This window comes from Arthrobacter sp. 10L424 (assembly GCF_056395325.1).
In genome coordinates this window covers 138,450-164,194 of sequence record NZ_JBFTJH010000005.1, presented here as the reverse complement: position 1 = coordinate 164,194, position 25,745 = coordinate 138,450, and the positions used below count along the sequence as shown (strand labels likewise).

Genomic DNA, 25,745 nt, shown 5'->3' with positions numbered 1-25,745 from the left:
GAGTGCAAAGGTGAACGACAACCTGCAAAAAACCGGCTGGTCCCCACCGCATTGGGACCACGAAGCCGATCTGCTCGTCGTGGGCTATGGGGGCGCTGGCGCCACCTTCGCAGCCACCGCGGCCGGCCTCGGCCAGGATGTCCTGGTGCTGGAGAAAGCTGAACAGGGCGGCGGAAATTCCGTCTGCGTGGCAGGATCCCTCCTCACGTACCCAGTGGACGATGTCAAGGCCAAGCAGTATCTGGACTGGATGTGTGCCGGCCAAACCGAGGGCGATGTGCTGGATGCCTTCATCCAGGGCATGAAGGAAATCCCTGAGTTCCAGGCCCAGCTGGGCTTTGACCTGAAAGAGAATCCTCAGCCGTTCAGGGCCGACGGGTTCTTCCCTGAATACCCCGGCGCTCCCGGAGCTGAAGGGCTGTTGGGGTTGAGCGTGATTGCAGCACCCGGTGGTGCGGCACTCTATGAGTCCATTGCCGCCCTGGCACAAGCACGGGGTGCGAGGATCCAGCATTCCACCCGGGTGGTGGACCTGATCCAGCACCCGATCACCAAGGAAATACTGGGCGTGACAGCCCAGACTGCCACCGGCGAGGTGCTCAATATCGCCGGCCGCAAGGCAACGATCCTGGCAACGGGCGGCTTCGAGTTCAATGAGCGCATGCGCCGGCAGTACCTGACGCACTGCCCGGTCCTGTTCCTGGGCAGCCCGCAACTCACCGGGGATGGAATCGAACTGGCCCAGGGGGCCGGGGCGCAGCTCTGGCACATGAACTCGGTGTCCGGCCCGCTGTACTGGGGGGTGGAGGTGGAACCGGGACGCGTTTACGTGACCTACGACTTCATGCGCATGTCCGGCTTCGGCCACCGGGCGCCTGCGTTCAAGGACGGCGGCGGGATTATCTGGGTTGATAAGAATGCCCGCCGCTTCCACAACGAGACCACCGAAACCGGGGATGTGCACCACGGGTACTCCAACCGTGAGAGTTGGTTCAGCCTCGATGTGGACTCCGCCGAGTTCAACCACGTTCCTGCTTTCCAGATCATGGACGCCAAAGCCTTCAACGCCGGCGCGGTGATGACCACCCTCAATTCACGCACGCCCGTCTGGAGCGATGACAACCTGGCCGAGCTGGAGAACGGCTGGGTCCTGAAGGGTGACACGCTTGAGGACCTCGCCCTTAAGTGCGCCTACGCAGAAGTTGTTGGCTCCTACCGGGGCGGTCATCTGGACCCGGAAGCGTTGGCCGCCACCGTTGACGAGTACAACCGCCGGATCGCCGCGGACGAGCCGGATGAGTTCGGGCGCAATGACTACCGTGTGCAACTCGGTGAAGGACCCTACTACGCGGTGGGTCCCATGCTTCCTACGTTCATCAATACCCACGGAGGCCCCAAGCACAACGCCTCCCAGCGGGTTCTCGACCACCGCGACCGTGAGATCGGCCGGCTCTACGCAATCGGAGAATGTGGTTCCATGTGGGGTCCTTATTACAACTCGATGGGTGACATTGCGGAATTCCTGGTCTCCGGCCAGCTCGCCGCCCGCGACGCCGCGGACTTGGAGCCTTGGAAAGATCACCAGAAGCCCGTGAAGCACCAGGAAATCGTGAACAGGGAAGGGGCCTCGGTGTGAACACATTGCTTGCACCCGCCGTCTTCAGCCATCCCCCCGAACTACGCGCGGAAATCGCTGCCGGACGCTGGGACGGAAACCTTGCCACCATTCCGCAGGGGTACACGCAGTCATCGGTGGTGATCCTGCCCTCGTCCTACGCGGCGGACTTCCTGAAGTTCTGCCAGCTGAACTCCAAAGCCGCCGGGTTGCTGCATATGGGTGCCCCCGGGGATCCTGATCCGGGTCCGCTTGCCGTAGGTGGTGACATTCGCCGTGACCTGCACAGCTACCGCATCTGGCGGGACGGGGAATTGGTGGGCACTGCCGCGGATGTGAGCGATTTATGGCGGGATGACATGGTGGCGTTCTACCTGGGCTGTTCGCTCACTTTCGAACACGCCCTGACCCAGGCCGGGGTGGTTCGGGGCGAAGGCCGCGTGTACACCACCGGCATTCCCACCACGCCGGTGGGAAACTTCGCAACCAACCTGGCCGTGACCATGCGTCCCATGGACACGCCAAATGCCATCCGGGCCATCCAGGTCACGTCCCGGTTCCCGGCCACCCATGGTGGGCCGGTGCACTTCGGGGACCCGGGAAAGCTGGGTTTACAGGACCTTGCCACCCCGGACTTCGGGCCTCCGCCGACTTTGGGTCCGGACGAGCTTCCTGTGTTCTGGGCCTGCAGTGCCACCGCCGTTCTGGCCGCCCAGGCTGCCAAGCCGGACCTCATGATCACCTTTGATCCTCCGTACATGCTCATCACGGACCGCAGGGTAGAAGAAACCGCAGTTTTTTAGGAATTATCCTTCCCGGTCCGTTCTCCGTGGGCCGGAAACTTTGAAAGGAACACCAGCATGCGCAAGGCACTTGTTTTATCCGCTGTGGTAGCCCTGGGGCTCACAGCGTGTGGGGCACCAACCCAGCTTGCAACGCAGGCACAGACCACCGAATACGCCAACCTCCAGGACCTCGTCACCGCTGCCGAGGCCGAAGGAAGCGTTCGTCTTTACACCAGCTTGCTGGAACCCGACCTGGTGAAGCTCGTTGCCGGCTTCGAGGCCAAGTACAAGATCGACGTCGAGGCTGTCCGCTTGGGCGGTACCGACGCGATGAACCGTTTCGACTCCGAAAGCGCAGCAAGGGCGCGCTCGGCCGACGTCGTTCTTGTCAACGACACGTCCTACTTCGGTTCCGCAACGGACAAGGGCATCATCACGCCGCTGGACCAAACGGGAGTCTTGAAGCTGGTTCCTGAGTTCCCCAAGAACATGCTGTTGGAGAAGGAAAACACGGCCGTGCTGACCGTGACCAACAACGGACTCGCTTATAATAGCGACCTCGTGGACGCGAAAGACGTGCCCAAATCATGGGAAGACCTGCTGGATCCCAAGTGGAAGGGCAAGATCCTGATGGTCACCCCGGACGCGTCCCTGGCGAACGTCCTGACGTGGGACATTGTCAGCAAATCCCAGGGCGAGGGCTTTCTGAAGAAGCTCGGCGCGCAAGTTGCCCGTTACTACCCCAACCTGGTGCCCATGCATGAGGCATTGGCCGCCGGTGAGGGACAGATCGCCCTGCCCAGCCCCGAGTTCTTCGCAGCTGCCCAAAAGGCCTCCGGAAAGCCGTTGGGCTTCGGTTCACTCTCCCCGAACTACTACCCGGCCCAAGCCGTCGGCGTGGCCGCCGCAGCCCAGCACCCGGCAGCGGCGCGCCTGTTGACCCAGTACCTGCTGAGTGAAGAGGGCGTTGGGACCATTACCGCGGGCGCTGGCGTCTTCTCGCCGTACGACAAGGACATTCCCGCCGATTTCAAGGTGCCCAGCGCCGATGAGATCAAGGAGGTCCAGTCCCGGCAGGAGAAGATCGCCGCGGAATTCAAAGGCTAGCCTTTAGTCCAGTAGCCGGGTCCGTCGCTCAAGGGTGACGGGCCCGGCTACTGGCATGAACGCCGTCGACGATTTTTGATCGATTCGGTGACGAGTCTCGGGTTGTAGAGGTAGATATTGTGGCCGCTGCTGGATTGCGTAATGGTCCCCGCACCCAGCTTCTTGACCATGGCCAGCCAATCGGCATACGTCGTGTGCTCGCCCTTGCTCATATCGGGAGCCTCCTGGAAGGGCTTATCGGACACGAGTACGATTGACGGCACCGTTGGCATTGGCCCCGCAGCATTGATCTGCGCAAAGGCATCCTTGACCATCACGCCCTAACGCACAACGCTGTTAGTTGCTGCATTGACGTTGTCCCACCAGTCGAAGGGGCCCGGTGCGACCAGGTGCCATCTCCTATCGCGACGAGCAGCGCGTGTAGGTCGGTGACGTCCAGATCCACTGTGTGCGGCTGCTGCCTAGGTGTGGTCACCTCGCCGGTGAACCGGACGTCCGGCCGGTCGTAGGCGCAAATCCGGGTAGTTCCTGCGACTGCCCACCAACCCGGCGAAATCCTCGTGCACGTAGCTGGGCTGCGGCCGCGTGGACGATGTTCGGGTGACGGGCTGGCTCGGGGTTGATTGGGCTTGGGTTGATTGGGCCTGCCGGGGATCCGCAACTGACGCGGCGAGGATAAGACTGCAAGCAATAACAAGCCCTGCCGCGATCCGCAGCCGGCGGCGGCGCGGTCGCGGCGGATAGCCACTGCAGGAGTTGCGTCCATGAATCCGGCTCCTGTCCGGGTGCCTGTCAATGACACAACGGTACGCCTTTCACGCCCCGGAGCGGAGGCAAAATTTTTTGCGTATATCAGCAGACATTAACGCATCTATTCGTTAGAGTGACCATAAGTGACCCGCGCCACATCCACCCGTGGTCACGTCCCCGGAGTTTCCAAGGTTTCAATGCCCTGCGCTCCGCTATCGAGAGGAACACCATGAGCAAAGCATCCAGAGTGGCAATCGTTACAGGGGCGGCTCAAGGCATGGGACAGGCGTTCAGCCGCCGGCTCGCAGAGGATGGCGTGCACGTCATTGCCGTGGATCTGCGTGAATCATCGGAAACGGTCCAGCAGGTTCGCGAAGCAGGGGGGAGCGCGGAAGCGAGGGTCGTGGACATCACGGATCACGCTGCGGTGGGTGAACTGATGGAGTCTGTCCACGATGAACACGGTGGTGTGGACATCCTGGTCAACAACGCTGCCCTGCACGGCAATCCGCTGACGCATGTCGTGGACATGGACTTCGCCACATGGAAGCGCATCATGGCAGTGAACCTTGACGCGCCTTTCCTCCTGACCCAAGCAGTGCTGCCGGGCATGATGAAGAAGCGGTGGGGCAGGATTATCAATATGTCCTCATCCTCCTTGAGCTCCATGGCGCCCGGCGGCATGACCCACTACATCGCCTCCAAGGGCGGCGTGGTGGGATTCACGCGCGGACTTGCCAACGAACTCGGCGAGTATGGGATCACGGTCAACGCGATCGCCCCGCATGGGGTTAATTCACCCGGCGCGGCGGCTTTCGAGGGCGCCGAGGAAATCAACAAGATGGTGGTGGCTGGCCAAGCCATCAAGCGACTCACCGAGCCCGAAGAAGTTGCCGGGACGGTGGGATTCCTGGCGTCTGACGAAGCGGGCATGATCACAGCCCAGGTCATCCACGTGGACGCAGGAGTGGTCCGCGCGGGCTGATCCTCCCCGCACCTTCCTTATTTCCTTCTGCTTTACTCTCTGAGTTTTACCTCCCTGAGGAGCCCGGCTGCCGGGGCACCCCAGGGACGTTACAAACGGCCGCCCGCAAAGAAGCGTGCTGCGCCGGGCAAGAACAACTCGCTGCCGAGCCCGTCTTTCCGCGCCGGCAATTCTGCAAAGGAACCCTATGCGTAAGTTGCGTGTTCTCACAGCCGCCGTCTTGGCGCTTTCCCTGGTTGGCTGCGGGGGAGCCAGTCAAGGATCAACCCCGTCTGAAGGCTTCAAAGTGGGGACCATGGACGAACTAGTCGCAGTCGCCAAAGCTGAGGGCGAGGTACTGCTCTACACCACGCTCACTGAGCCGGACGTCGAGTCGCTGTCCAAGGACTTTGAAGCGAAATATGGCATCAAAGTGAACACTCTGCGGCTTGGCTCCAACGATGCGATATCCCGCTTCGATTCCGAATCAGCGGCGAAGGCGCCCTCCGCAGATTTGCTGCTTGTGGCTGAAACCCGCTATTTCGCTGATGGAGTGGCCAAAGGCTATGTCGTGCCACTGGAAGAAAGCGGCGTGCTGGATCTTGTTCCCGACTACCCCAGGAAGTATCTTGTTCCGGACGCGGGGACAGCCATTGTGAACATCACGAACGCCGGTTGGGTATACAACAAGGAGAAAGTATCGCCATCTGAGCTGCCCACCTCCTGGGAAGACTTGCTGGACCCGCGCTGGACCGGCAAGCTCGTGGGTCCTCCGGCCTCTGACGAAATCAACAACCTTATGACGCTGAACCTGGTGGCGGAACAGTACGGCGATGATTTCCTCACCAAAGTCCACGCACAGCTCAAGCGCGAATACCCGGATCTGGTGCCCATGCACGAGGCCGTTGCCTCCGGTGAAGGAGACATTGGGCTGCAAAGCATCGAGTTCTTCGTGAACGCGCTCGCCGCAGGCGGGGCGCCGTTGGGCTTCGTCAGCGTGCCGCCAGGATACTACCCCGTCCATGCCCTCGGTGTGGCTGCCAATGCGAAGCATCCAGCGGCCTCGCGCCTCATGGCTGAATATCTCCTGTCCAGGGAAGGGTCCGAATCTGTGGCCAAGGGTGTGGGCGTCTACACCCCTTACGACGACCGCATTCCGGCCGACTTCGTTGTTCCGGAAATCAAGAAAATCAACGAAGTGGAAGCCAAAAAGGAAACCATCCAAAAGGCCTACAAGTAAACAGTCTCCCCAACGCCCAAGACAGGAAGCGGCCGTGACAACCACCATGCCCACCTTGAACATCGGCAATGCCCGAATTGATGTAATACCTGAATATGAAGGCAATCCCATGCCACTGTCCGCGGCCATGCCCGCGGTGACGGATAGCGATCTGCTGGCCGCCCGGGAGTGGCTCAACGACCCCGGCTTCGCCCTCGCCGCGGCGGACAGCGTCCTCACCCTGAGCTGGCACAGCTATTTGGTTCGCACCAAGGAACATACCGTCATCATCGATACGGGCTTGGGCAACAACAAGAACAGGCCTGACCCCATCGCCTTTGCCCACCGCAGGGCTACTGATTTCCTCGGCGCTCTACGGGACCATGGGGTTTCGCCGGAGGACGTGGACCTGGTGGTCTGCACCCACCTGCACTTTGATCACGTGGGGTGGAACACCACCTTGGATGGTGAAAGGTGGACTCCCACATTTCCCAACGCCCGCTATGTCTTCAGCAGGGCCGACTACCACCACTTCCGAGCGGAGAGCGAGCATGATCCGATCAACGGGCCAGCTTTTCGGGACAGCGTGGAACCCGTTGTGGACGCCGGGCTTGCGTGGTTCGTCGAACCGGGAGTGGCGCTCTTCGAGGAGGGACAGGTGCGGCTATGGCAGGAAGCCGCCGCAGGTCACTCACCGGGCAGCATCGTAATTTGGCTGACTGACGGGAAGGGAAAAGCCGTCTTCACCGGGGACGTCATACATCACCCCATCCAACTGGTGCGACCCGATATCTCGCTGGCTTTCGAGGAGGCACAGGATCTGGCCAGTGCTACACGCCGGCGCATCCTCCAGGGGTTGGCCGAGGACGGCAGTTTGATGCTGCCCGCACACTTCACCGGCCACCCGGCGGGACGGGTACGGGAAACCGACACCGGATTCGCATGGGCACCTGTTGGCGAAGTCTCTACCATTACCAGGGATGTGATGGCCCGTGGCTGAAACACTCATGGAGACGCAGGCAGGACTCTACGTTCAGGGGAAATGGCGCCCCGGTTCCGGCCGGATCGAGGTAGTTGATCCCACTACTGAAGAAGTCATCGGCACAGTAGCCGAAGCCACCGCCCAGGATGCAGCGGAAGCCGCCGCTGCTGCCCGCGCGGCACAACCCGGCTGGGCAGCCATGAGGCCACAACGCCGTGCAGAGATCTTTCACCGTGTGGCAGAGCTTGTCACCGAGCGGGCAGACATGCTGATCGAACTCACCATGCGCGAAGGTGGCTTCACCCGATCCATGGCCAGTGGCTTCGCCATACGGGCCAACGAATGGTTCACCGCGGCAGCCGAAGCCACGGTTTGCAGCCTGGACGTTCCCACCCCGCCCCAGCTGACCAACAAGCCGGATGGAACGGTGGAACTGCTCAACGGGCAGATCCAACGCCGCCCCGTAGGCGTCGTCGCAGCCCTCATCCCTTTCAACGGGCCCCTCTTCGGCGCATCTATGAAGTCAGCCCAGGCGCTGGCGATGGGCAACACCGTGGTGCTGAAGCCGGCACCGCAAAACCCATTGGCTGTGATTGAGCTCTTCAAGATCTTCGAAGAAGCCGGAATGCCGCCGGGTGTAGCCAACCTGGTGACGGCGGCGGACCCGGAGGTCGGGGCAACACTGACCCGATCCCGCGACGTGGACCTCGTGAGCTTCACGGGCAGCACCGCTGTAGGTCGCGCGGTTTACGCTGCCGGCTCCCAAACCATGAAGCGAATGGTCCTCGAACTCGGCGGCAAGGGCGCTTGCCTCGTCTTCGAGGACGCAGACCTTAAAGCGGCCGTAAGGGGAATATCCAACACCTGGACCGTCAATACCGGGCAAATCTGCTCCGCGCCCACCCGTGCCATTGTGCACCGATCAGTGTACGAGGAGGTGCTGCAGCGGCTTGAGGCAGCGGCGCGTGCGGTCGCGGTAGGGTCGCCCTTCGATCCCGAAACCGTGGCGGGCCCCGTTATTTCCGGCGTCCAGCGCCAACGCATCGAAGCCCTGGTGGACAGCGCCAGGGGAGAGGGGGCCACCATTGTCGCTGGCGGGACGCGTCCCGACGTCGATCGTGGCTACTTCGTCTCACCCACGCTGATCGCCAACTGCACCAACCAGATGCGCGTGGCAAGGGAAGAAATCTTTGGACCAGTGGTCTCTGTCATCCCTTTCTCCACGCAGGAAGAAGCAGTAGCCATCGCCAACGATTCGGATTTCGGCCTCTCCAGCTACATCTACAGCCGGGACATTGCACGTGCCTACCAAGTGGCTGGACAACTGCAGGCAGGAACCATCCAGATCAACACCACCTCCATGAAGCTGGACCTACCCCGCGGAGGCGTGAAGATGAGCGGCATCGGACGTGAGGGCGGGCAGGCGGGCCTCGAAGCCATGACCGAGCTCCACTGCGTCGTGTGGTCTTAGGAGAAATCATGGAAAACACTGATTACCTGATTGTCGGGGCCGGATCGGCAGGAGCGGCGCTCGCCGGCCGCTTGGCAGAGGCCGGGGCCGAAGTGCTGCTCCTGGAAGCCGGGATCGACTGGGGCCGCGACGGCGCCTTGGCCGAGCGGCTGCGGCACGCTACGGGCTTATTCAACTTTGACGCCTACAACATCCTGCCGGAATACTACTGGCAGGGATTGGAAATGCGGGCCCGCCCCGAGCGTGAGCCTGCCCGGTACCTGAGAGGCCGTGGAGGGGGTGGCAGCTCCTTAGTTAATGGCTGTTATGCCATCCGACCCCCGCTGGAGGAATTCGACAGCTGGGGCTTGCCCGGCTGGACCGGCACAGAGGTGGCGCCCTACTTCAACCGCCTGGAAAATGACCTTGACTATGGTCATCTTCCGTACCATGGAGACTCTGGTCCGACGCCTGTGCGCAGGTTCGCAGCCTCAGGCTGGGGCACCATGGACGAGGCTTTCGTGGCTGCCGCCCAGAATACCGGGCTTCCGTGGGCGGATGACCACAACGCTCCCGGCGCCTGGGGCGTCTCGCCGTTCGCCGCGAACATCGTTGACGGGATCCGGGTCAGTACCGGCGAGGCCTACCTTCAACCGGGCCGTGCCACCGGCCGACTCCGGATCCACGGTGGTGTCCTGGTGGACAAGGTGCTGCTGGAAGGCGACCGTGTCGTGGGAGTGAGTGCCCTTGTAGGAGGAGAGGTCCGGGAGTGCCGCGCCTCCACGGTGATCCTGTCCGCAGGTACGCCGTTGAGCCCCGGCATCCTGCAACGTTCGGGAATCGGTCCCCGCAGGGTGCTCTCGGCCTTGGGCATCCGGACCGTGGTGGACCTGCCGGTGGGCGAATCAGTGCAGGACCACCAGGGGATGCTCCTGGGCCTCGGCCTGAAGCCCGGGGCCAAGCCGTCCGATGCCGGACAGCGATCGAACACTATGGCCCGTTGGAGCACCGGCATGGCTGGCGCAGGGTTCGGGGACGTTATGGCGTGTGGAATTAACATCAGTCCAACCCCGGAGGTTCCCGGTTCACGCCCCGCCTCACTGTTGGGCGTTCTGAACCACGTCTTCTCCCGAGGAACCGTGCACATTACCTCCGCGGACCCCACGGCGCCTGTCCGGCTGGAGATGGACTTCCTTTCCGATGAGCGGGACCTTGTCCGGTTCCGTGAGCTGTACCGTAGCCTCGGCCGCTTCATCCGCCAACCCTCGCTGAGCAGCATCGTGGAACGGGTCCACGATTCCCAGGGCAACGACGTGGATCTTGACCTGGACGGGCCTGAACTGGATACGCGGCTGTTGTCCTTAGTGCAGGACACAGCGCATGCGGCCGGTTCCTGCAGGATGGGTTTCGCAGGCGATCCGGACACCGTGGTGGACGAGAGGTGCGCGGTACTCGGCCTGGAGGGCTTGCACGTGGTGGATGCCTCAATCATGCCCACCATAACGCGGGCCAATACCAATCTTGCCACCATCATGATCGGGGAGCGGGCCGCGGATCTGCTGCTGGCTTCGGCCCGTCCGGCGGAGTCAACTGCGGTCAGCGGTTCCAGATAACCAGCGGTCAAAAAACGACGGCGGCCACGGTACTTCATGTGAAGAACCGTGGCCGCCGCTGTGCCGGCAGTCGTTCGCTAGCTAGCGCGTATCTCCAAGGGTTGGTAGCCGTTCCTGGCGCTGAGCAGCCCCGCAAGCTGGTTGACGTCCGGAACCTTCTCGAGGTTGAGGACCATGTCTTGAACCCTTGCCGCCGCTTCTTCTCCAAGGGGTCCATCGGCGAGGCTGTGGAATTTGAGGATGACTTCATCCTCATCCATGGGCCGGGCCATGCTCCCCAGGGCCTGGCTCACGTGGGCAGAAAGTTCGGTTCCGTCGTGGAGTTCAAACGTGACTTGGGCCGGGCCGTCGCCTGGGAGCGGCGAGTCTGCCGGCGTCCGTTCATAGGCAACCTTGCGCGCCACTTCGAGGATCTGCTTGTCGTCGAGGGAAGCTCCAAGATAGTCCCCAAAACCGTTTCCGCCCTTCACCAAGCGGAGGCCGATCCCGAAAGCAGCGCTGAACTGTGCACCCGTGATGTCTTTTGGTTCAACGATCCTGCCAACCACGTCCACTTCCCGGGGATTTTGCAGGACGCGGATCCTCCGAAGCGAGGACGCCGTCAAATCGGGCGTCCTGGATTGCAGCTCGGCCACAGCATCGAGCACGCTGTGCTGGCCGGCGCAACAGCAATAAGGTTTCAGCCCGGTGGTCAGCATCTCGTAGTGCTCTCCGAGGCCGCGGGTGACGGAATCCGGATTGGCAGTGTCAGAGACCGCGGCGAAAAGTCCCCGAGGTCCTTCGAGGGCAGCCGTGGGTGCAGTGACACCCGCGTTGGCCAAGGCCATCGCTTCCACCCCCGATTGGGCCGCGAAACCTGCGTGAATCCGCTTCACGGATCCGCCGGACGCAGAGTACTCCGTGATTCCCGAGGCCTTGCTTGCCGCAATCCCCAAGCCGTGGGCTGTACCTTCAGCGGAGAGCTGCATGATCGCCGCGGAGGCCGCTGCAGCGCCGAAGACCCCTGCCACTGCGGTGGTGTGGAAACCCCGCCGCATCATGCCCACGCTGCCCAAGCCCACGCGGATCATCACTTCGTAGCCCACTGACACGGCCCGGAGGAAGTCCGCGCCGGAGGAAGGCCGGGCCTGGCCGGTGGCCAATGCTGCCGGGACCACCACCACTCCAGGATGGCTCGCCGTGCGCATTTCGGTGTCATCCATTTCGAAGCCGTGTCCGAAGCTTGCATTGGCGAAAGCCGCGATTTCCGCAGGCACCGGCGTGCCATAGTGCACCAGGTTGGCCGGTCCGGACGAACGGCCCGTTACCGCGTAATCACGGACTTGCCTGGACCATGGCAGCGCCGCGAAGGCAATCTGGCATCCCAAGGTGTCCAGTATGTGGAGCTTGACCTTCGCTCCAACGTCTTCCGGCATTGCCAGCTCCGGCTTGGCAATGAACGTGGCCAACTCCCGTGTAGTTGAGGTATCTGCTGTGTGAATCATGTCCGTGCCTATCGCTTGCCGGTAGCACGTGGGACCATCCGCAAACTGCGGATGGTCCCACGTGCCACTGCCGGAGGGTGCTAACTGTTGATGGTGATGCCCAGGGGTTCGGTAAAGGCCTCGATGGCGTGCCGTCCGCCCTTGCGGCCGAAACCGCTCAGTTTGCGTCCACCGAAAGGCATCTCCTCGATGCCGTTGCCGCCACCTTGCCAACCGTTGATGTTCACCAGGCCGCTCACCAGTTGTTCCGCTACGGCGGATGCCCGCGCAAGGTTGTTGGAAACCACGTAGTTCACCAGCCCGTAGTCGGAGTCGTTGGCCAGGGCAACAGCTTCGTCGTCAGTCTCAAACGTCATCAGCGCGATGACCGGGCCAAAGACTTCCTCGCGGATAATTTTCATGTCCGGGGTGCAGTCCGTAACGAGCGTGGGTGCAGCATAGAAGCCGGGTTCCAGGTCCGGCCGCTTTCCGCCGGTTGCCAAGGTTGCCCCCTCCTGGACTGCCGAGGCAATGAATCCCTCGATGCGTTCCCTGTGCTGTGCCGAGATGATTGGTCCCATGACAGCCTCCGGGTCATGGCTGGGCCCGACCTTGAGGGACTCGGCCAGCGTCGTCAGGCGTGCAACAAGTTCATCCTTCAGTGACGAGTGCACAATGGCGCGGCTCGGTGCACCACAGATCTGGCCGGAGTTAAATGTCCAGGTCAGCGAGAGAACTTCCACTGCGCGGTCCAGGTCGGCATCCTCCAGGACCAAGCAGGCTCCTTTGCCGCCCAGCTCCAGCAGGAGCGGCTTGAGCGACTGCGCGCAGGATGTGGCGATTTCGACGCCGACTGCAGGGCTTCCGGTGAAGCCGACACCATCAACTCCGGGATGACGGACAAGTTCCCGGCCAATCTCCGGGTTGCGCCCGTTGACCACGTTGATCACGCCCGCAGGAATGCCGGCTTCTTCGGCAATCCTTCCCAGCTCCAAGACGCCCAGGGGATCCTGGGGAGCGGGTTTGACCACCACTGTGTTTCCGGTCAGCAGGGCAGGACCCGCCATGCTGGAGAAATTCACGTACGGAGCGTTGTACGCGGTGATGATTGCCACGACGCCTACCGGCTTGAGCTTAGTTACACCAAAGAGCGCCCGGTCTTTGATTCCCGGTCGCGGACTGTAGGTCTCGCCAAGTTCCTGCTGGCCCAGCCGGGCGTTGATACGGAAAGCCTTGACGGCCATGGCCACGTTCATTCCCGCAGTACCTTTGGCGGCAGCTCCCATCTCCGCAGCCAGCAGCGAGGCCAGAACTCCATGCTGTTCTTCAAGCCGAACGGCAAACGCTTCAAGGAGGCGGACCCGCTCTGCTTGGGGGAGGGCTGCCCAGCCCGGCTGGGCAGCCCGCGCGGCATCAACAGCCAGCCGAACATCGTCGAGCGATGCTTCAGGCGCGAAGCCAACAACTTCCTCCGTGGAGGGGTTGATGACCTCGTAGCTGCCGGCCGAGGCCGGGCGGTAGGTGCCCCCGATGAAAAGCTCAAAGGTGCGAAAGCCGATGAGAGTCTGCGTCACAGCTGCATCTCCTGGGCGTCATCATCGTGCAGCTTCGCGCCGCTCCTGAATTCCTGCAGGCTGAAGATGCTGGTTGAGTCGATGTGGCCAAGTCCGCGCGCCATCAACTCAACGGCGGCCTGTTCTGCCATGTTCACCATGGGCATCGGCACGTTGAGTTCGCGTCCCAGGGCAGTCGCGAGCGCCAGATCCTTACGGCCCAGGGCCAAGGCGAAGGTAGGAGGATCATAGGCATGCTTGAAGGCGATGTTCGGAAGCATGTGTGTGAGAAACACGCCCTGGCCATAGGCGCCGTTCTGGAGCACCTTAAGAAGGGTTTGGTGATCGATGCCGGCCTTCACGCCAGCGCTGATGACCTCGGATAGCAGGACAAGCGTTGTCAGGCCAGTGGCGTTGTTCACCAGTTTGGCCACGGCACCGGCGCCTGCCGGGCCAACATGGATGAGCACTTTGGCGAGGTGCTCCAGAATCGGCTGTGCAGTTTTGAAGTCCAGCTCAGTACCACCCACAAGAACCGTCAGCGAGCCGTCGCGGCAGTTGAACCATCCTCCGCTGACCGGTGCGTCGAGGACACCCACACCCTTTTCCGCGAACTTCTTGCCAATGCGCTGGATCAGTGTTGGGGAACTGGTGGATACGTCAACGTAGACGGATCCCTCCCGAATCCCTTCGAAGATGCCATTGGGGCCGAGTGCAACGGCCTCCACCTCGGGCGGGCCTGGCAGCGAGGTCAGGATGACGTCGGTCTGTGAGGCAACCGCTGCCGGCGAATCGGCCCAGGTGGCGCCTGCTTCAAGCACGGCGGTGGCCGCCTCCTTGTTGACGTCCGTGACGATCAGTTCTTCGCCTTCGTCCAGGAGGTGGAGTGCCATGTTGGCCCCCATTTTGCCCAGACCGATAAATCCAATTTTCATAATGATTCCATTCGTGGGTTGAGTCGGAGAGCGTTGAGTTGGGAAGTTTTGTGTCACGGTCTGCGCAGCCTGTGGGCTGCGTGACTCGTGAACCGGCGCATGCTGGCCTCACCGGAAGGGAAGATTCGCGACCTCCTGTGGTGACGCGCATCACTTGCCGGGACTCTATCGCATAAGTTTGGTAATGTCATGGGCTGTTGCAAAGAAAATCCTCGCCGCGGGCGCGCTCCGGATCGCGCGATTGCCCGCCAACACGCTTGATTCCCAGGTGGGACGGTCCAAAAGAATCTGTTGCTTCTAGCGAAACAGTGCCCTAGTATCCAGAGTACGTTCGTACCGGAGGATCCACCCGTACGCTCGGCATGACCACCTCCCCACACCGCACACGACCAAAGAAGGACGGGAGCCCGGCGAGGTGGTCAATCTTCCAAGCCAATCCCACCTCAATCATTCGCTCTATGAAGACCCACCGTACTTTCCACAGCGAAGTGAAAGTCCAAAGTGAAAGAGTGTCCAATGCAAAAGAAGACCCTTGCCGCGGCCGTCGCGGCTACCTTTTTGCTGTCCAGCTGTGCCGCTCCCCAAATCGCGGCAGTAGCTCCAGCAGCGGCTGAAAAGGTAACCAACCTCGACACCCTCATCGAGTCGGCGAAGAAGGAGGGCAGCCTGCTGCTCTACACCTCGCTGACCGAGCCCGACATGAAGGCGATGACCGCTGGGTTCACCAAGAAGTACGGAATCCAGGTCCAGGCGCTGCGTCTGGGCGGGACCGACGCCGCAACGCGCTTTGACACGGAGACCAGTGCAAACGCACCGAGCGCCGACCTGATGGTGCTTGCGGATCCGCTGTACGTCGGCAGCCTCACCAGCTCCGGCAAGGCCGTTCCCCTCGAGGACACGGGCCTCTATTCCCTGTTGGACAATATTCCCAAGCACCTCAAAGCCCCCGAGATCGGCTCTGCCGTGGTGCAGATCGTGAACGCGGGTATCGCCTACAACACGGACCTGGTGAAGCCGGCGGATGTTCCGAAGACCTGGAAGGACCTGCTCGATCCCAAGTGGAAGGGCAAATTGATCAACACGCCTGTTGATTCGTCAGTCAACAACCTCGTGGTCTGGGGGCAGCTTTACGACGAGTTCGGGGAGGACTACGTCAAGAAGATGGGCGAGCAAACCAGTCGCATCTACCCCAACCTGGTGCCATTGCACGAGGCACTCGCAGCCGGTGACGGCGAGATCGCCCTGCAGAGCGGGCAGTTCTACGTGGAAGGCCTGAAGAAGGCGGGCAAGCCCGTAGGATTCGCCAACTTGAGTCCCTCGGTGTACCCGGTGAACGTCCTGGGGATCTCCGCCAGGGCCAAGAATCCCGCAGCAGCCCGCCTCTTCAGCTACTACCTGATGACCAAGGAGGGCAGCGGGACCATCACCAACCCCGCAATAGGCTCGTACTCTCCCTATGACGAGGACAAGATTCCGGCTGACTTCGCAGTGGTTTCCAAGGCTAAAAAGGACCGCTACGACGGCATGAAGAAGCAAATTATGGACGCCTACGGCAAGTAGCCGGAGAAACCAGCCATCGCAGGGACGGTGGCCGCCAGCCGACGGGACTCCGTTGGCCGGGCGGCCACCGTTTTTGCGTTTCCTGCCTGGAGGTCATTCGGAGCGCAAGTGCTGCGCCTTCAGGGGCTCAGCGAACGTGCACAATCTGCACTGCCCGATCCGCTGCCCGATGTGCACTGTGTCCCCGACGTTTGCAGAGGAACCCCGGCGCAAGTGTGCGGCCAGGACGTGCGGCCCGCTCGTGCCCAGGGCTATGACTACGTGATTGCCGGCGAGGGCGCCCGCGTCGCCTTGAAAGCGCCGTGCCTGGCCCGCCATGTACGTGCACTACTGGAAGCGGCTGCTTCTGAGAACTGCGAGGTAGTAGGTGATGGCCATCAGGGAAGTCGTGGCCAGCATGGCGGTGCCCATGGCGATGGCGGTAGCGCCTGCCAAGGAGACCAGCGGGCCCATGAGGGCTCCCAATCCAAACTGCATGAGGCCAAGGAGTCCGGAAGCCGTTCCCGTTCGTTGCCCTTGGTTGCGCAGGGCCAGCGCTTGGCAATTGGGGCTGATGAGTCCGCCACTGGAGATACAGAGGAACAGCGATATCGCCACAGTCCATGCCGGAGCGCCGAAGGCGATTGCCACCAGCTGGGCGACGGCGCCGACAAGGGCTATCGATACCCCCCAGCCCATGACGACGGATGGGCGGCGCCTCCCGGCTGCCCAGGCGCTGACACGGCTGAATGAGACGATGCCGACTGAGATGCCGGCAAACAGCAGGCCGTAGGCCTGCGCATCCAAGCCGTAGTGTCCTTGGAAAACAAATGCGCTCATGCCAATGAACGTGAACATTCCTGCACCCATCAGGCATTGGACTGCGGCTGCCCCGCCGAAGACCGGATCGCTGAATACCAACCGGGCTTGCTGCAACCAGCGGATGAATCCTCCGGTGTGGCGCTGGCTCTGCGGGAGTGATTCCGGAATGCGCCAGATGGCTGCGAGTAGCAGGCCGCTGACGATGATGGCCAGGGTGGCGAACAAGCCGCGCCAGGTGGTGACGAGGAGCAGCTGCCCACCGAGCACCGGGGCAGCAATCGGGGCGACCCCTGCGGCCAACATCAGAAGTGAGAACGCACGGGCTGAGTTAGTGGGACCATACGTGTCCCGGACGATGGCTCTTGCTATGACCATGCTCGATCCCCCGGCGATTCCCTGGAGGAACCGGAAGGCGATGATGGCCTCGATGGTGGGCGCCAGCGAACATGCCAGAGACATGGCAACGTATGCGGACAGGCCGGCAATCAGCACCGGCCGACGTCCCAGCCGATCGCTGAGTGTCCCGGCCAGGGCTTGGCCGAGCGCCAGTCCCACCATGCACGCGGACAGTGTCAGCTGCCCCATTGAATCGCTGCTGACGAGATTCGCCGTCAGGGTAGGCAGTGCGGGGAGGTAGAGGTCCAGGGACAGCGGTCCGAAAGCGCTCAGAAGGCCCAGGAGCAACAGGCTGATAGGCCGTGGAGATGCGTTCGCCGACTCTGCGGCGTCCGGCTCCACAGCCTCTGAAGGCGTCCGGGAGGGCTCCGTCTGATTTTCCATGACCTGCTCCTCTGTGTGCAGTTCTCGATACTAGTACACTAATTTGCTAGGCAGACATCAAACGCTTGTCAGATGCACTAAGTAGAACCCTCGAAAATGGGCGTGGAACCATGAATCCAAGCAGAAGTCGGCGCGCCGGGGGTTTCGTGGCCCCGGGTGGTCAGCGGGCAATCGGGAGAATCTGGGGCGCTGATGCCCCGACTGGCCCCAATTTTTCCGGCGTCGTACTAAACTGCATAACAACCCTTGCCACTAGTACATAATTTCATTAGTCTGTTTGTAATGCAAGTCACATAGAGGTGTCTTGCCAGTAGAAGGTGAGTTCCATGGTTGTATGTCTGTCGCCCAATGGCGCCGCAGTCTCAAAATCCGACGAACCGGCCACGAAGGTCCTCGTTGGGACCATCCGAGGCGTTGTCCATTTCGAACGCGATTCCGCTGACCTGCCCTGGAAGGAGGTCAAACGCAGCATCGAAGACGTGCACGTCAGCTCAGTCCTCTTTGAGGAAGTCACTGGTTCGATTTTCGTAGGTGGACACGGCCAGGGCGGCCTCTGGTACAGCCCGGATAACGGCGAAACCTGGGAGCGGCGCCAGAACGGTATTGAAGAGAATCACATCTTCCATGTCGCTGCCCAAAACCGCGACGGCGGCATCCGGCTCTTGGCGGGCGTCGAGCCGGCGTCGCTGTACTTCAGCGACGACCTGGGGCTGAACTGGACCAAACTTCCGGCGCTGAACAAGGTCCCCGGGACTGAGAAGTGGACGTTCCCGCCGCCTCCGCACCTGGCCCACGCCAAGAACGTCTCGTGGCACCCTTCCGATCCCGACACTTTTTACGTCTGCGTAGAGCAGGGCGCACTCCTCAAGACCACCGATGCCGGTGAGAGCTTCACCGAGCTCGCTTCTTATGAATCACCCAAGGATCTCTGGTACCACGACACGCACAGGATCGTGATCCGTGAACGCAACGCGCAGGAGATGTTCCTGGCCAGCGGCGAGGGAATCTACTACAGCTCGGATGCCGGGGAGTCCTGGAAGCACATTCAGACCCGCGATGATCGACTGGGCTATCCCGATGCCATGGCCATCGATCCGCACAACGAAGACACGATTTTCATCGCAGGTGCCGGCAATCCTCCGCGGACCTGGGTGGATCAGCAGGAGGGAACCTCCAATGCGGGAGTGATCCGCAGTGATGATGGCGGACAGACCTGGTACGAGGTTTCCAACGGCCTGCCGCAGCCGCTGAAAGGCAACATCGAGGCCATGTCCCTGGCCTCGCACCCGGACGGTGTGGAGCTCTTCTGCGGAACCGCTACCGGCGAGGTGTATTCCAGCGCGGACCGCGGCGCCAACTGGACGGAGATCGCCAGGAACCTCCCGCCGGTTTCGAAGGTCCACCACTACCGCTGGTTCCTGCCCAAGGAAGAGCGGCTGCGGATCGAGGAACTGGCCCGCGCAGGTTTCTAGGGGCCGGCACGGCTCAGCGCATCACGACTTTTGTACCTATGAAAGGCAAGTAAATGACGACGGAAGTACAAGCCCCGGAGGTGATCCGGCCACTCCCGCAGGTCCTGGACACCCGTGAGGCAGCCTTGGAGGTTGCCCGGGTGCTGGGGGCCAGCATCGCGCAGCGAGCCCAAGCAACGGAGGAACTTCGCTCAGTCCCTGAGCAGAGCATTGCCGAAATCCTGGACTCAGGGCTCTTTGGGGTGGTAACCCCCCGTCGCTGGGGCGGCTCCGAACTGGGCTTTGGCACCATGTTGGAAGTCCAGACAGAGTTGGCCTCCGCCTGCACCTCCACTGGCTGGGTATATGGGGTGCTTGCTGGTCATACGTGGCTTGCCTCCCTCTTCCCGGAAAAGGCGCAGGAAGAAGTTTTTGAGGATCCACGCTCCTTGATTGCTTCACTCATCCGGCTCGGAGGCCAGGCTCCTCAACGTGTGGACGGTGGGTTCCGTTGGCAAGGCGGGACCGGAAAATTCTGCAGCGGCATTGACCATTCGAACTGGGTGCTGGTGGGAGGCCAAGTCACCGAGAATGATGGCACGGCGGAGGCCTGGTACTTCCTGATTCCCGCCAGCGACATCGAGATCATCGATGACTGGCATGCCGTGGGGTTGAAGGGTACTGGAAGCAAGTCCCTGGTGGTCAAGGATGCCTTCATCCCGGAGCACCGAGCCGTGCGATTCAGCGATCTTGGTGCCGGCAGGGCGCCAGGGGCAGCGCTCCACGAGGCAGGTCACTACACATTGCCCTATGACACCGTGTGGCCGTTGTCCCTCGCCGGCGCGCCGATCGGCGCGGCAGTGGGTGCCTTAAATGCATTTATTGCCGCCACCACCGCACGGGTGGCTGCCCTTCCTGCCACCGTCCAAGCGGGCAATGCCACGGTGTTCGCCCGCATCGCGGAAGCGGGAGCCAAGATCGATGCCGCCCGCGCGCTCCTGCTGCGCGACGCTGCCACAGCCGACGACGCCCTCCCCGGCACCACGTTCACCAGGTTGGAAAAGTCAACACGGTCCAGGAACCTTGCCTTCGCCATCCAGCAGTGCAGGGAAGCCGTCAACACGCTGTATCAGGCAAGTGGTGGCAGCGGCGTGTACCTTTCCGGCGACATGCAGCGGTGGTGGCGCGACGTCAATGCGGCCTCGCAGCATGTAGCTTTCACCTGGGACCTCGCCGCGGTCTCCTACGGTCGAGCCGTTGCAGGGCTCGAGGCCCTGGGCGGTCCCGGCGCGGGCAAGCCGGGTCCGGGTGCGGCGGCTGCCGGCAAATAACCGGGCGTAGCCAAGCAGGGCAGCTCTGCAGAAACGAAGGAGCCGATCGGTGGCACAGCCGCCGATCGGCTCCTTCATTTCACGTTCTTTGAGTGTTATTGGGCTTTGTTGCGGGCGCTGATCACCTTCAGCGTGCGGTCCGCCCACGCGATCTTCGCTTCCGTGACGGCAATGATGTTGTCGATGGCAAGTTGGCGGCCGAACACTTCATCGGGCGCCCAACCATCCGGCGCGCCGTACTCCTCCTTGAGCACCCGCAAGGACGTCCGCTGGTGTTCCAAGGACTTCTGCCATTGCTCGCGAGCCTGGATTATGAATTCTTCGAAGGTGCCGGGAGGAAACAGGTCCGCCGTCCAGACCCTCAGGCTCAACTCGTCCTTGATCTTGGTCAGGTCCAGGTCCGAGGTCAACCACTCGCTGAGGGATTCGCGGCCATCCTCGGTAATCGTGTAGAGCCTGCGCTGGGGGCCGGAGCGGCCCTGAGCCACCTTACCGCTGACAAAGCCGGCCGCTTCCAGCGACTTGAGCTCGCGATAGATCTGCGTGTCGTAGGCGTGCCATCCATGGCCGACCGAAGTAAAGAACCTCTTCTTCAGGTCGTATCCGCTGGCCGCATTCCTTGTGAGCAGCTGCAGAATAGCGTGACCCAGGACGCTGGGACGCCGGGACTCGGCGGGAAGTGACATCGATGTACCTTCTCAAATTTGACCAAGGTTAAGTTCGCCCCAGCATCCCACAAGTGAACTAGTTTATTCTTCATTAACGCAGCGTCAGCCAGTCCCTGCCCCAAGTGGCGCCGGTGATGCGGTGCTAATGCTCCGCTTGGTACGCCGCGTCCTGCGAACGTGGAGCCGTTGAAACTCAACATACCCTGCTGGTTTCCCTGCGTACAGGCGTCGCAGGCTTAACAATTCGCGTGCAAAAGATCAATGCGGGCATATCCCTTGTAAGAGATGCACTTGTGCGTTAGTGTCATACGTGTTTCACATCACAATGCAAACAAAGGCGTGAGCATGAGCGATCAGCTAGACAACATGGTGGACTTCGACCCCATGTCTCCCGAATTCATCCAGGATCCCCACAGCGTCCTCCACAAACTGCGCGACGAGGCTCCCATTGCCCGTTCCGACCGCTGGGGAGGATTCTGGGCTGTGACCAAGCGTTCCGATGTGGTGGCAATCGCCAAGAACCACAAACAATTCGTCAATTCCGTCACGCACATTGTCCCGGGCGGAATGGCTGGCAAGACACGGCCGTTGATGCACGCTGACCAACCGGAGCACACCGATTTCCGCGAGGCAATGCTGCCGGTTTTCAACGGACCCCTGGGCGAGCGCATTGCGCCGGAGATCCGGGCTTATGCCGAGGAACTCGTGGCCCAGCTGGTTGCCAGCGGGCAAGGCGATCTCGAACGCGACTACGCGGGGCCACTTATGGCCTATACCCTGACCCGCTTCTATGGCATGGAAAATGTGGACCCGCGGGATTTGGACCGCTGGCTCTACCAGTACTTCGCGGGCGGACAGAAACGCGAGCAGGGCGAAGTTTCCGAGGCGCACGCTTCCATGATGAAGGTGGTGGTTGACCTCGTGGAGGACCGCAAGGTCAATCCTCGTGATCCGGAAACCGATCTGACCACCGCATTACTTCAAGCCCGACCACACGGACGCCCGCTGGATGAAGAAAAGCTCCTCGGAGCCGTCCGCCAGCCGTTCGTCATCGTTTGGCTCGCCACCTCCCACAGCGTGGGCAATATGCTTACGCGCCTGGTCGAGGACACCGAGCTCCAAGACAAGCTGCGCCGCAACCCCGAACTGATCGCCCAGTCCCTCGAGGAATTCCTGCGCCTGGACATGCCGCAGTTGGGCTTCGCACGCACTTCGGCCGGCGATTTCGAGTACAAGGGGAAGCAGTTCAAGGACAAAGAACCGATCGCGCTGGTCTTTCCCGCCGCGAACCGGGATCCGGAGGTGTTCGAGAATCCCGACGAATTCCGCATCGGGCGCTCCCCGAACCCACACCTGACATTTGGCGCCGGACTCCATGCTTGCCCCGGAAAGACCATCGCACGCGCTGTGGTGCTCGCTGCCATGGAGTCCGTCATCATGGGAACCGGCGATCTTCGTCTCAACACCGAGATCGAACGGGAGCACTGGCCATTCCGAGCCTCACGGCATATCCACGTCGATATTGCGGCGCCGGGAATTTCGGCATCCGCTTCCGACAATCTGGCCACGGTGAGCTGACGTGAAAGTCTGGGCCCTGGACCATAGGGCAGGCCGAACACACTGCACAGGGCAACCTAGTCCGCGAAGCGGTCGATACTTGAAAGGCGGATGTCAGCTGTGACTTCCACAATTAGTGTCCGTGAGGACAAGGCGCCACCGCCAGGCGAACCGGAAAGCAACGGTCAAGCGCCCAATAACTGGCGTGGGAGAAAGGGCCGGAAATCCGGCGGCAAGAAAATCTCGCCGTTCAACATCATTTCCCTGGTAGTGGCCGTGGGCTTCATCGCCCTCACCGTAGTGCCACTGTGCACTGTATTGATGCGGCTCTTCATCGTGAACGGACAGCTCACGCTGGCTCCGTTGCAGGAGACGCTCGAGCAGGACATCCTCAAGCTGGTGGGCAGCACCCTGATTGTGGTGCTCGCCAGCACAGTGTTCGCAGTGCTGATTGGCGGTACCCTCGCGTGGCTGAATGAACGCACCGACGCGCGAATGGGCCTCTTCTCAGACTTGTTGCCCATGATCCCTTTCCTGCTGCCCCCGGTAGCGGGTTCGGTGGGATGGATCCTTTTGCTCGCACCTACGGGCGGCTACATCAACGGTGCGTGGATCAAGCTGATGGAGTTCTTCGGAGTGCCGGACGCCTCCCCACTCATGGACATCTATAGCTGGGGCGGGCTGATCCTGGTCTTCACCGTCTACGGCGTGGCCTTCACCTACATGATGATCGCCCCGGCGCTGCGGGTACTCGACGCCAACCTTGAGGAACAGAGCCGCGTCACGGGTGCGAGCACCATGCGCACTCTCTTCAAGGTCACCCTTCCCGCGATTCTGCCGGCCGTCGCGGCCGGCGCGCTGCTCTGGGTCTGGGTCGCGTTCGCCACGGTGGACATCCCGTCGATGATCGGCACGGGCGCTGACATTTCCATGCTGTCCCAGCGCATCGTCAACCTGCTGGTATTCTCCTACCCGCCCAAGCAAGGTGTGGCTGTTGGCCTGTCCCTCATCATCTCTGTGGTGGTGCTGGGTGCTTGGTTGCTGCAGTCCAAAATCCTGCGCTCCAACAAATTCGCTACCGTAGGCGGCAAGGGTTCGCGCTCCACCCCGATGCGCCTCGGCAAGTGGCGCGTCGTGGCACGCGGCGGCATGATCGCCTACGTTGGCGTGACCACGGTGCTACCGTGCCTGGCGCTGCTGACCGTGGCCCTGACGGGTTCGTGGCGGCAGAACGTGGACTGGGCTTCCTTCGGCTTCCAGCATTTCGAAAAGATCTTCACTGATCCCTACGCAATGAAGGGCTTGGCCAACAGCTTCACGCTGGGCGTCGTGGCAGCCACCATCGTGGTGGTGGTGGCCGCACTGGTCTCGCTCTTCGTAGCTCGATCCGGCCGGGTGTTTGGACGCGTGATCGACGTCGGCATCAAACTGCCGGCGACCCTCGGCGCCCTGGTGATTGTGGTGGGCATGGTGTTGCTCTTCACCGGTCCGCCGTTCTACCTCAGCGGAACTACGTTCCTGTTGCTGCTTGCATATTGCGCGCTGTGCCTGCCCAATGCATCGATCTCCGCGGATGCAGCCGTAGCCGGCGTAGGCGGGGAGCTCACCGAGTCCTCGCGCATTTCGGGGGCCTCCGAGAGCAAGACCTTTATTAAGGTCATCCTGCCGCTCATGATTCCTGCGCTGGTGGGTGCTTGGGCCCTGGTGTTCGTCAGGGTCCTCTCTGACCTCACAGCTTCCTCGCTCCTTGCCGGCGCCAACAACCCGGTGATCGGTTTCCAAATGCTGGAACTGAGCCGCTATGGCTCCTACACCGATCTGTCAGTCCTGGCCTCGATCCTCGCCGTTGTCTCGACCGTCACAGTCCTGGCCGCCGTCTGGTTCGGGCGATGGTCCTCCAGGTGGACCCAGGCGCCCAAACCAAACCGCCGTCGTCGTCCTGTCAATCTGCGCTAGAAGAACTCGGAGAATCACATGTCAACCCCCCAGATGGCAGCCTTGAAGACAAAGATCCACGAGGCCCCGGAATCCACTCCCGCCGTGCCAGCACCCACCCAACCCCGTGAAGTCCTGACGATCACCAACGTCTCAAAGTTCTTTGAGCGGGCCAACGGAACTATGGTCCCCGCCGTCGATGGCGTGAGCCTGTCCGTGCGGTCCGGCGAGTTCCTGGTGTTGCTTGGCCCCAGCGGTTGCGGCAAAACCACTCTGCTGCGCTGCATCGCCGGCCTGGAGCAGCCCGACGCGGGACACATTGAGATCGACGGCAAGACCGTCTACAGCTCGGTGGACCGGATTGAACTCTCGGCGCAGCAGCGAACGCTCAGCATGGTTTTCCAGTCCTATGCGTTGTGGCCGAACATGTCCGTGTTCGACAACATTGCCTACCCCCTGCGGAACCGTAAGGTCCACAAAGCCCAAATTACCGAAGACGTTCATCGGATCGCCAAGCTGGTTGGCATTGACGAGATCATCGGCCAGTTCCCCAACCACATCAGTGGCGGCCAGCAGCAGCGTGTGGCACTCGCCCGTGCGTTGGTAAGCGGCGATGCCCTTGTCCTCTTTGACGAGCCGCTTTCCAATGTTGACGCCAAGGTCCGTAAGGACCTGCGCATCGAACTCACCGCACTCCAGAACCGCTTTGGCTTCGCTGCTGTCTATGTCACACATGACCAGGAAGATGCCATGGAGCTGGGCACCAAGATCGCGGTGCTGGAGAGGGGGAAGGTGGCCCAAGTCGCCTCACCCCGCGAGGTCTACCAGAATCCCGCCTCCCGTTATGTTGCAACGTTCATCGGTTCCACCAATGAACTTGAGGGCACTGTTGTCTCCGTGGACGGCACAGGCGTGGACATTGAAACCCCGCTGGGTGTGATCCGCAGTGAGCGTCCTCATGGCGGCTTTGCTCCGGGTGACGAGGTGGTGGCGATCTTCCGTCCCGAGCACGGTTACTTGACGCCCGAGCGCTCTGATGCCGTCAATTCCCTTAAGGCCACGTTCCGCATGGAACTTTTCTCCGGCAGCCATGCCGAGCAGGTGCTGACCCACAACCATAAGGTTTACCGCGTGTGGCACGGACAAGAACAGGAACACGCGTCGGAGGCATGGATAAGTGTTTCTCCCGAAAAGGTCCACGTCTTCGAACGCTAGGCCAGAGGCTT

General features: G+C 61.8%; 20 protein-coding genes. 14 read left to right on the top strand and 6 right to left on the bottom strand.

Annotated elements, in window-relative coordinates; genetic code table 11:
- The first annotated feature begins 10 nt into the window (after nucleotides 1-10).
- The 3 genes from AC1DC5_RS11670 to AC1DC5_RS11660 are packed head-to-tail and all read left to right on the top strand — an operon-like array spanning nucleotide 11 to nucleotide 3,507.
- A complete protein-coding gene (locus AC1DC5_RS11670) occupies nucleotides 11-1,636 on the top strand; it encodes an FAD-binding protein (protein WP_476865228.1) in 1,626 nt (541 codons plus the stop codon).
- Nucleotides 1,633-2,418 carry a D-glutamate cyclase family protein gene (locus AC1DC5_RS11665; protein ID WP_476865227.1) on the top strand — a complete coding sequence of 262 codons (786 nt, stop codon included), beginning with the start codon at nucleotides 1,633-1,635 and terminating at the stop codon, nucleotides 2,416-2,418. The genes AC1DC5_RS11670 and AC1DC5_RS11665 overlap by 4 nt, the downstream gene beginning before the upstream one ends.
- Nucleotides 2,419-2,475: 57 nt before the next feature.
- On the top strand, nucleotides 2,476-3,507 hold the full coding sequence (locus AC1DC5_RS11660; protein ID WP_476865226.1) for an ABC transporter substrate-binding protein: 1,032 nt from the start codon (nucleotides 2,476-2,478) through the stop codon (nucleotides 3,505-3,507).
- Between the two features lie 47 nt (nucleotides 3,508-3,554).
- Here the strand turns inward: AC1DC5_RS11660 and AC1DC5_RS11655 are convergent, their stop codons facing one another.
- A complete protein-coding gene (locus AC1DC5_RS11655; RefSeq protein WP_476865225.1) occupies nucleotides 3,555-3,824 on the bottom strand; it encodes a hypothetical protein in 270 nt (89 codons plus the stop codon).
- Nucleotides 3,825-4,486: 662 nt separating this feature from the next.
- Here AC1DC5_RS11655 and AC1DC5_RS11650 point away from each other — a divergent pair.
- The 5 genes from AC1DC5_RS11650 (at nucleotide 4,487) to AC1DC5_RS11630 (ending at nucleotide 10,485) form a co-directional block, all read left to right on the top strand.
- Nucleotides 4,487-5,242, top strand: a complete 756-nt coding sequence (locus tag AC1DC5_RS11650; protein WP_476865224.1) for an SDR family NAD(P)-dependent oxidoreductase — start codon at nucleotides 4,487-4,489, stop codon at nucleotides 5,240-5,242.
- 295 nt (nucleotides 5,243-5,537) lie between these two features.
- On the top strand, nucleotides 5,538-6,461 hold the full coding sequence (locus AC1DC5_RS11645) for an ABC transporter substrate-binding protein (RefSeq protein WP_476865223.1): 924 nt from the start codon (nucleotides 5,538-5,540) through the stop codon (nucleotides 6,459-6,461).
- Between the two features lie 34 nt (nucleotides 6,462-6,495).
- Nucleotides 6,496-7,440: an MBL fold metallo-hydrolase gene (locus tag AC1DC5_RS11640; RefSeq protein ID WP_476865222.1), complete on the top strand. Its 945-nt coding sequence runs from the start codon at nucleotides 6,496-6,498 to the stop codon at nucleotides 7,438-7,440.
- Nucleotides 7,433-8,893 carry an aldehyde dehydrogenase family protein gene (locus tag AC1DC5_RS11635; RefSeq protein ID WP_476865221.1) on the top strand — a complete coding sequence of 487 codons (1,461 nt, stop codon included), beginning with the start codon at nucleotides 7,433-7,435 and terminating at the stop codon, nucleotides 8,891-8,893. The genes AC1DC5_RS11640 and AC1DC5_RS11635 overlap by 8 nt, the downstream gene beginning before the upstream one ends.
- Nucleotides 8,894-8,901: 8 nt before the next feature.
- Nucleotides 8,902-10,485 (top strand): GMC family oxidoreductase, encoded by a 1,584-nt coding sequence (locus tag AC1DC5_RS11630; RefSeq protein ID WP_476865220.1) that lies wholly within the window; start codon nucleotides 8,902-8,904, stop codon nucleotides 10,483-10,485.
- A gap of 77 nt (nucleotides 10,486-10,562) precedes the next feature.
- Here AC1DC5_RS11630 and AC1DC5_RS11625 read toward each other — a convergent pair whose 3' ends face one another.
- The 3 genes from AC1DC5_RS11625 to AC1DC5_RS11615 all read right to left on the bottom strand — a co-directional run bounded on the left by AC1DC5_RS11625 (nucleotide 10,563) and on the right by AC1DC5_RS11615 (nucleotide 14,493).
- Entirely contained in the window at nucleotides 10,563-11,969 is a 1,407-nt protein-coding gene (locus tag AC1DC5_RS11625; RefSeq protein WP_476865219.1) for an MmgE/PrpD family protein, read from the bottom strand.
- An 80-nt stretch (nucleotides 11,970-12,049) separates the two neighbouring features.
- Complete coding sequence (locus tag AC1DC5_RS11620) at nucleotides 12,050-13,522, bottom strand: aldehyde dehydrogenase family protein (RefSeq protein ID WP_476865218.1); 1,473 nt, start codon at nucleotides 13,520-13,522, stop codon at nucleotides 12,050-12,052.
- Nucleotides 13,519-14,493 carry an NAD(P)-dependent oxidoreductase gene (locus AC1DC5_RS11615; protein ID WP_476865217.1) on the bottom strand — a complete coding sequence of 325 codons (975 nt, stop codon included), beginning with the start codon at nucleotides 14,491-14,493 and terminating at the stop codon, nucleotides 13,519-13,521. The genes AC1DC5_RS11620 and AC1DC5_RS11615 overlap by 4 nt, the downstream gene beginning before the upstream one ends.
- A 459-nt stretch (nucleotides 14,494-14,952) precedes the next feature.
- On the opposite strand from AC1DC5_RS11615, the gene AC1DC5_RS11610 reads away from it, so the two are divergent.
- A complete protein-coding gene (locus tag AC1DC5_RS11610; protein WP_476865216.1) occupies nucleotides 14,953-15,996 on the top strand; it encodes an ABC transporter substrate-binding protein in 1,044 nt (347 codons plus the stop codon).
- A 327-nt stretch (nucleotides 15,997-16,323) separates the two neighbouring features.
- Here AC1DC5_RS11610 and AC1DC5_RS11605 read toward each other — a convergent pair whose 3' ends face one another.
- On the bottom strand, nucleotides 16,324-17,577 hold the full coding sequence (locus AC1DC5_RS11605; RefSeq protein WP_476865215.1) for a multidrug effflux MFS transporter: 1,254 nt from the start codon (nucleotides 17,575-17,577) through the stop codon (nucleotides 16,324-16,326).
- 326 nt (nucleotides 17,578-17,903) lie between these two features.
- Between AC1DC5_RS11605 and AC1DC5_RS11600 the strand changes: the two genes are divergently transcribed.
- Both AC1DC5_RS11600 and AC1DC5_RS11595 read left to right on the top strand, forming a co-directional pair.
- Entirely contained in the window at nucleotides 17,904-19,049 is a 1,146-nt protein-coding gene (locus AC1DC5_RS11600) for a VPS10 domain-containing protein (protein ID WP_476865214.1), read from the top strand.
- A 53-nt stretch (nucleotides 19,050-19,102) separates the two neighbouring features.
- Nucleotides 19,103-20,359, top strand: coding sequence for an acyl-CoA dehydrogenase family protein (locus AC1DC5_RS11595; RefSeq protein WP_476865213.1), 1,257 nt, complete (start codon nucleotides 19,103-19,105; stop codon nucleotides 20,357-20,359).
- Between the two features lie 95 nt (nucleotides 20,360-20,454).
- Here AC1DC5_RS11595 and AC1DC5_RS11590 read toward each other — a convergent pair whose 3' ends face one another.
- On the bottom strand, nucleotides 20,455-21,045 hold the full coding sequence (locus AC1DC5_RS11590; protein WP_476865212.1) for a PadR family transcriptional regulator: 591 nt from the start codon (nucleotides 21,043-21,045) through the stop codon (nucleotides 20,455-20,457).
- Nucleotides 21,046-21,372: 327 nt separating this feature from the next.
- Between AC1DC5_RS11590 and AC1DC5_RS11585 the strand changes: the two genes are divergently transcribed.
- The 3 genes from AC1DC5_RS11585 to AC1DC5_RS11575 all read left to right on the top strand — a co-directional run bounded on the left by AC1DC5_RS11585 (nucleotide 21,373) and on the right by AC1DC5_RS11575 (nucleotide 25,734).
- Nucleotides 21,373-22,605, top strand: a complete 1,233-nt coding sequence (locus tag AC1DC5_RS11585; protein ID WP_476865211.1) for a cytochrome P450 — start codon at nucleotides 21,373-21,375, stop codon at nucleotides 22,603-22,605.
- A 99-nt stretch (nucleotides 22,606-22,704) separates the two neighbouring features.
- Nucleotides 22,705-24,540 carry an ABC transporter permease gene (locus AC1DC5_RS11580; RefSeq protein ID WP_476865210.1) on the top strand — a complete coding sequence of 612 codons (1,836 nt, stop codon included), beginning with the start codon at nucleotides 22,705-22,707 and terminating at the stop codon, nucleotides 24,538-24,540.
- 18 nt (nucleotides 24,541-24,558) lie between these two features.
- On the top strand, nucleotides 24,559-25,734 hold the full coding sequence (locus AC1DC5_RS11575; RefSeq protein ID WP_476865209.1) for an ABC transporter ATP-binding protein: 1,176 nt from the start codon (nucleotides 24,559-24,561) through the stop codon (nucleotides 25,732-25,734).
- Nucleotides 25,735-25,745: the final 11 nt, after the last annotated feature.

What these genes read in the sequence shown, in the direction of transcription:
- AC1DC5_RS11660 (WP_476865226.1), top strand. Translation starts at nt 2,476, where the DNA reads ATGCGCAAGGCACTTGTTTTATCCGCTGTGGTAGCCCTGGGGCTCACA.
- AC1DC5_RS11650 (WP_476865224.1), top strand. Translation starts at nt 4,487, where the DNA reads ATGAGCAAAGCATCCAGAGTGGCAATCGTTACAGGGGCGGCTCAAGGC.
- AC1DC5_RS11645 (WP_476865223.1), top strand. Translation starts at nt 5,538, where the DNA reads ATGGACGAACTAGTCGCAGTCGCCAAAGCTGAGGGCGAGGTACTGCTC.
- AC1DC5_RS11630 (WP_476865220.1), top strand. Translation starts at nt 8,902, where the DNA reads ATGGAAAACACTGATTACCTGATTGTCGGGGCCGGATCGGCAGGAGCG.
- AC1DC5_RS11625 (WP_476865219.1), bottom strand. Translation starts at nt 11,969, where the DNA reads ATGATTCACACAGCAGATACCTCAACTACACGGGAGTTGGCCACGTTC.
- AC1DC5_RS11610 (WP_476865216.1), top strand. Translation starts at nt 14,953, where the DNA reads ATGCAAAAGAAGACCCTTGCCGCGGCCGTCGCGGCTACCTTTTTGCTG.
- AC1DC5_RS11605 (WP_476865215.1), bottom strand. Translation starts at nt 17,577, where the DNA reads ATGGAAAATCAGACGGAGCCCTCCCGGACGCCTTCAGAGGCTGTGGAG.
- AC1DC5_RS11600 (WP_476865214.1), top strand. Translation starts at nt 17,904, where the DNA reads ATGGTTGTATGTCTGTCGCCCAATGGCGCCGCAGTCTCAAAATCCGAC.
- AC1DC5_RS11595 (WP_476865213.1), top strand. Translation starts at nt 19,103, where the DNA reads ATGACGACGGAAGTACAAGCCCCGGAGGTGATCCGGCCACTCCCGCAG.
- AC1DC5_RS11590 (WP_476865212.1), bottom strand. Translation starts at nt 21,045, where the DNA reads ATGTCACTTCCCGCCGAGTCCCGGCGTCCCAGCGTCCTGGGTCACGCT.
- AC1DC5_RS11585 (WP_476865211.1), top strand. Translation starts at nt 21,373, where the DNA reads ATGAGCGATCAGCTAGACAACATGGTGGACTTCGACCCCATGTCTCCC.
- AC1DC5_RS11575 (WP_476865209.1), top strand. Translation starts at nt 24,559, where the DNA reads ATGTCAACCCCCCAGATGGCAGCCTTGAAGACAAAGATCCACGAGGCC.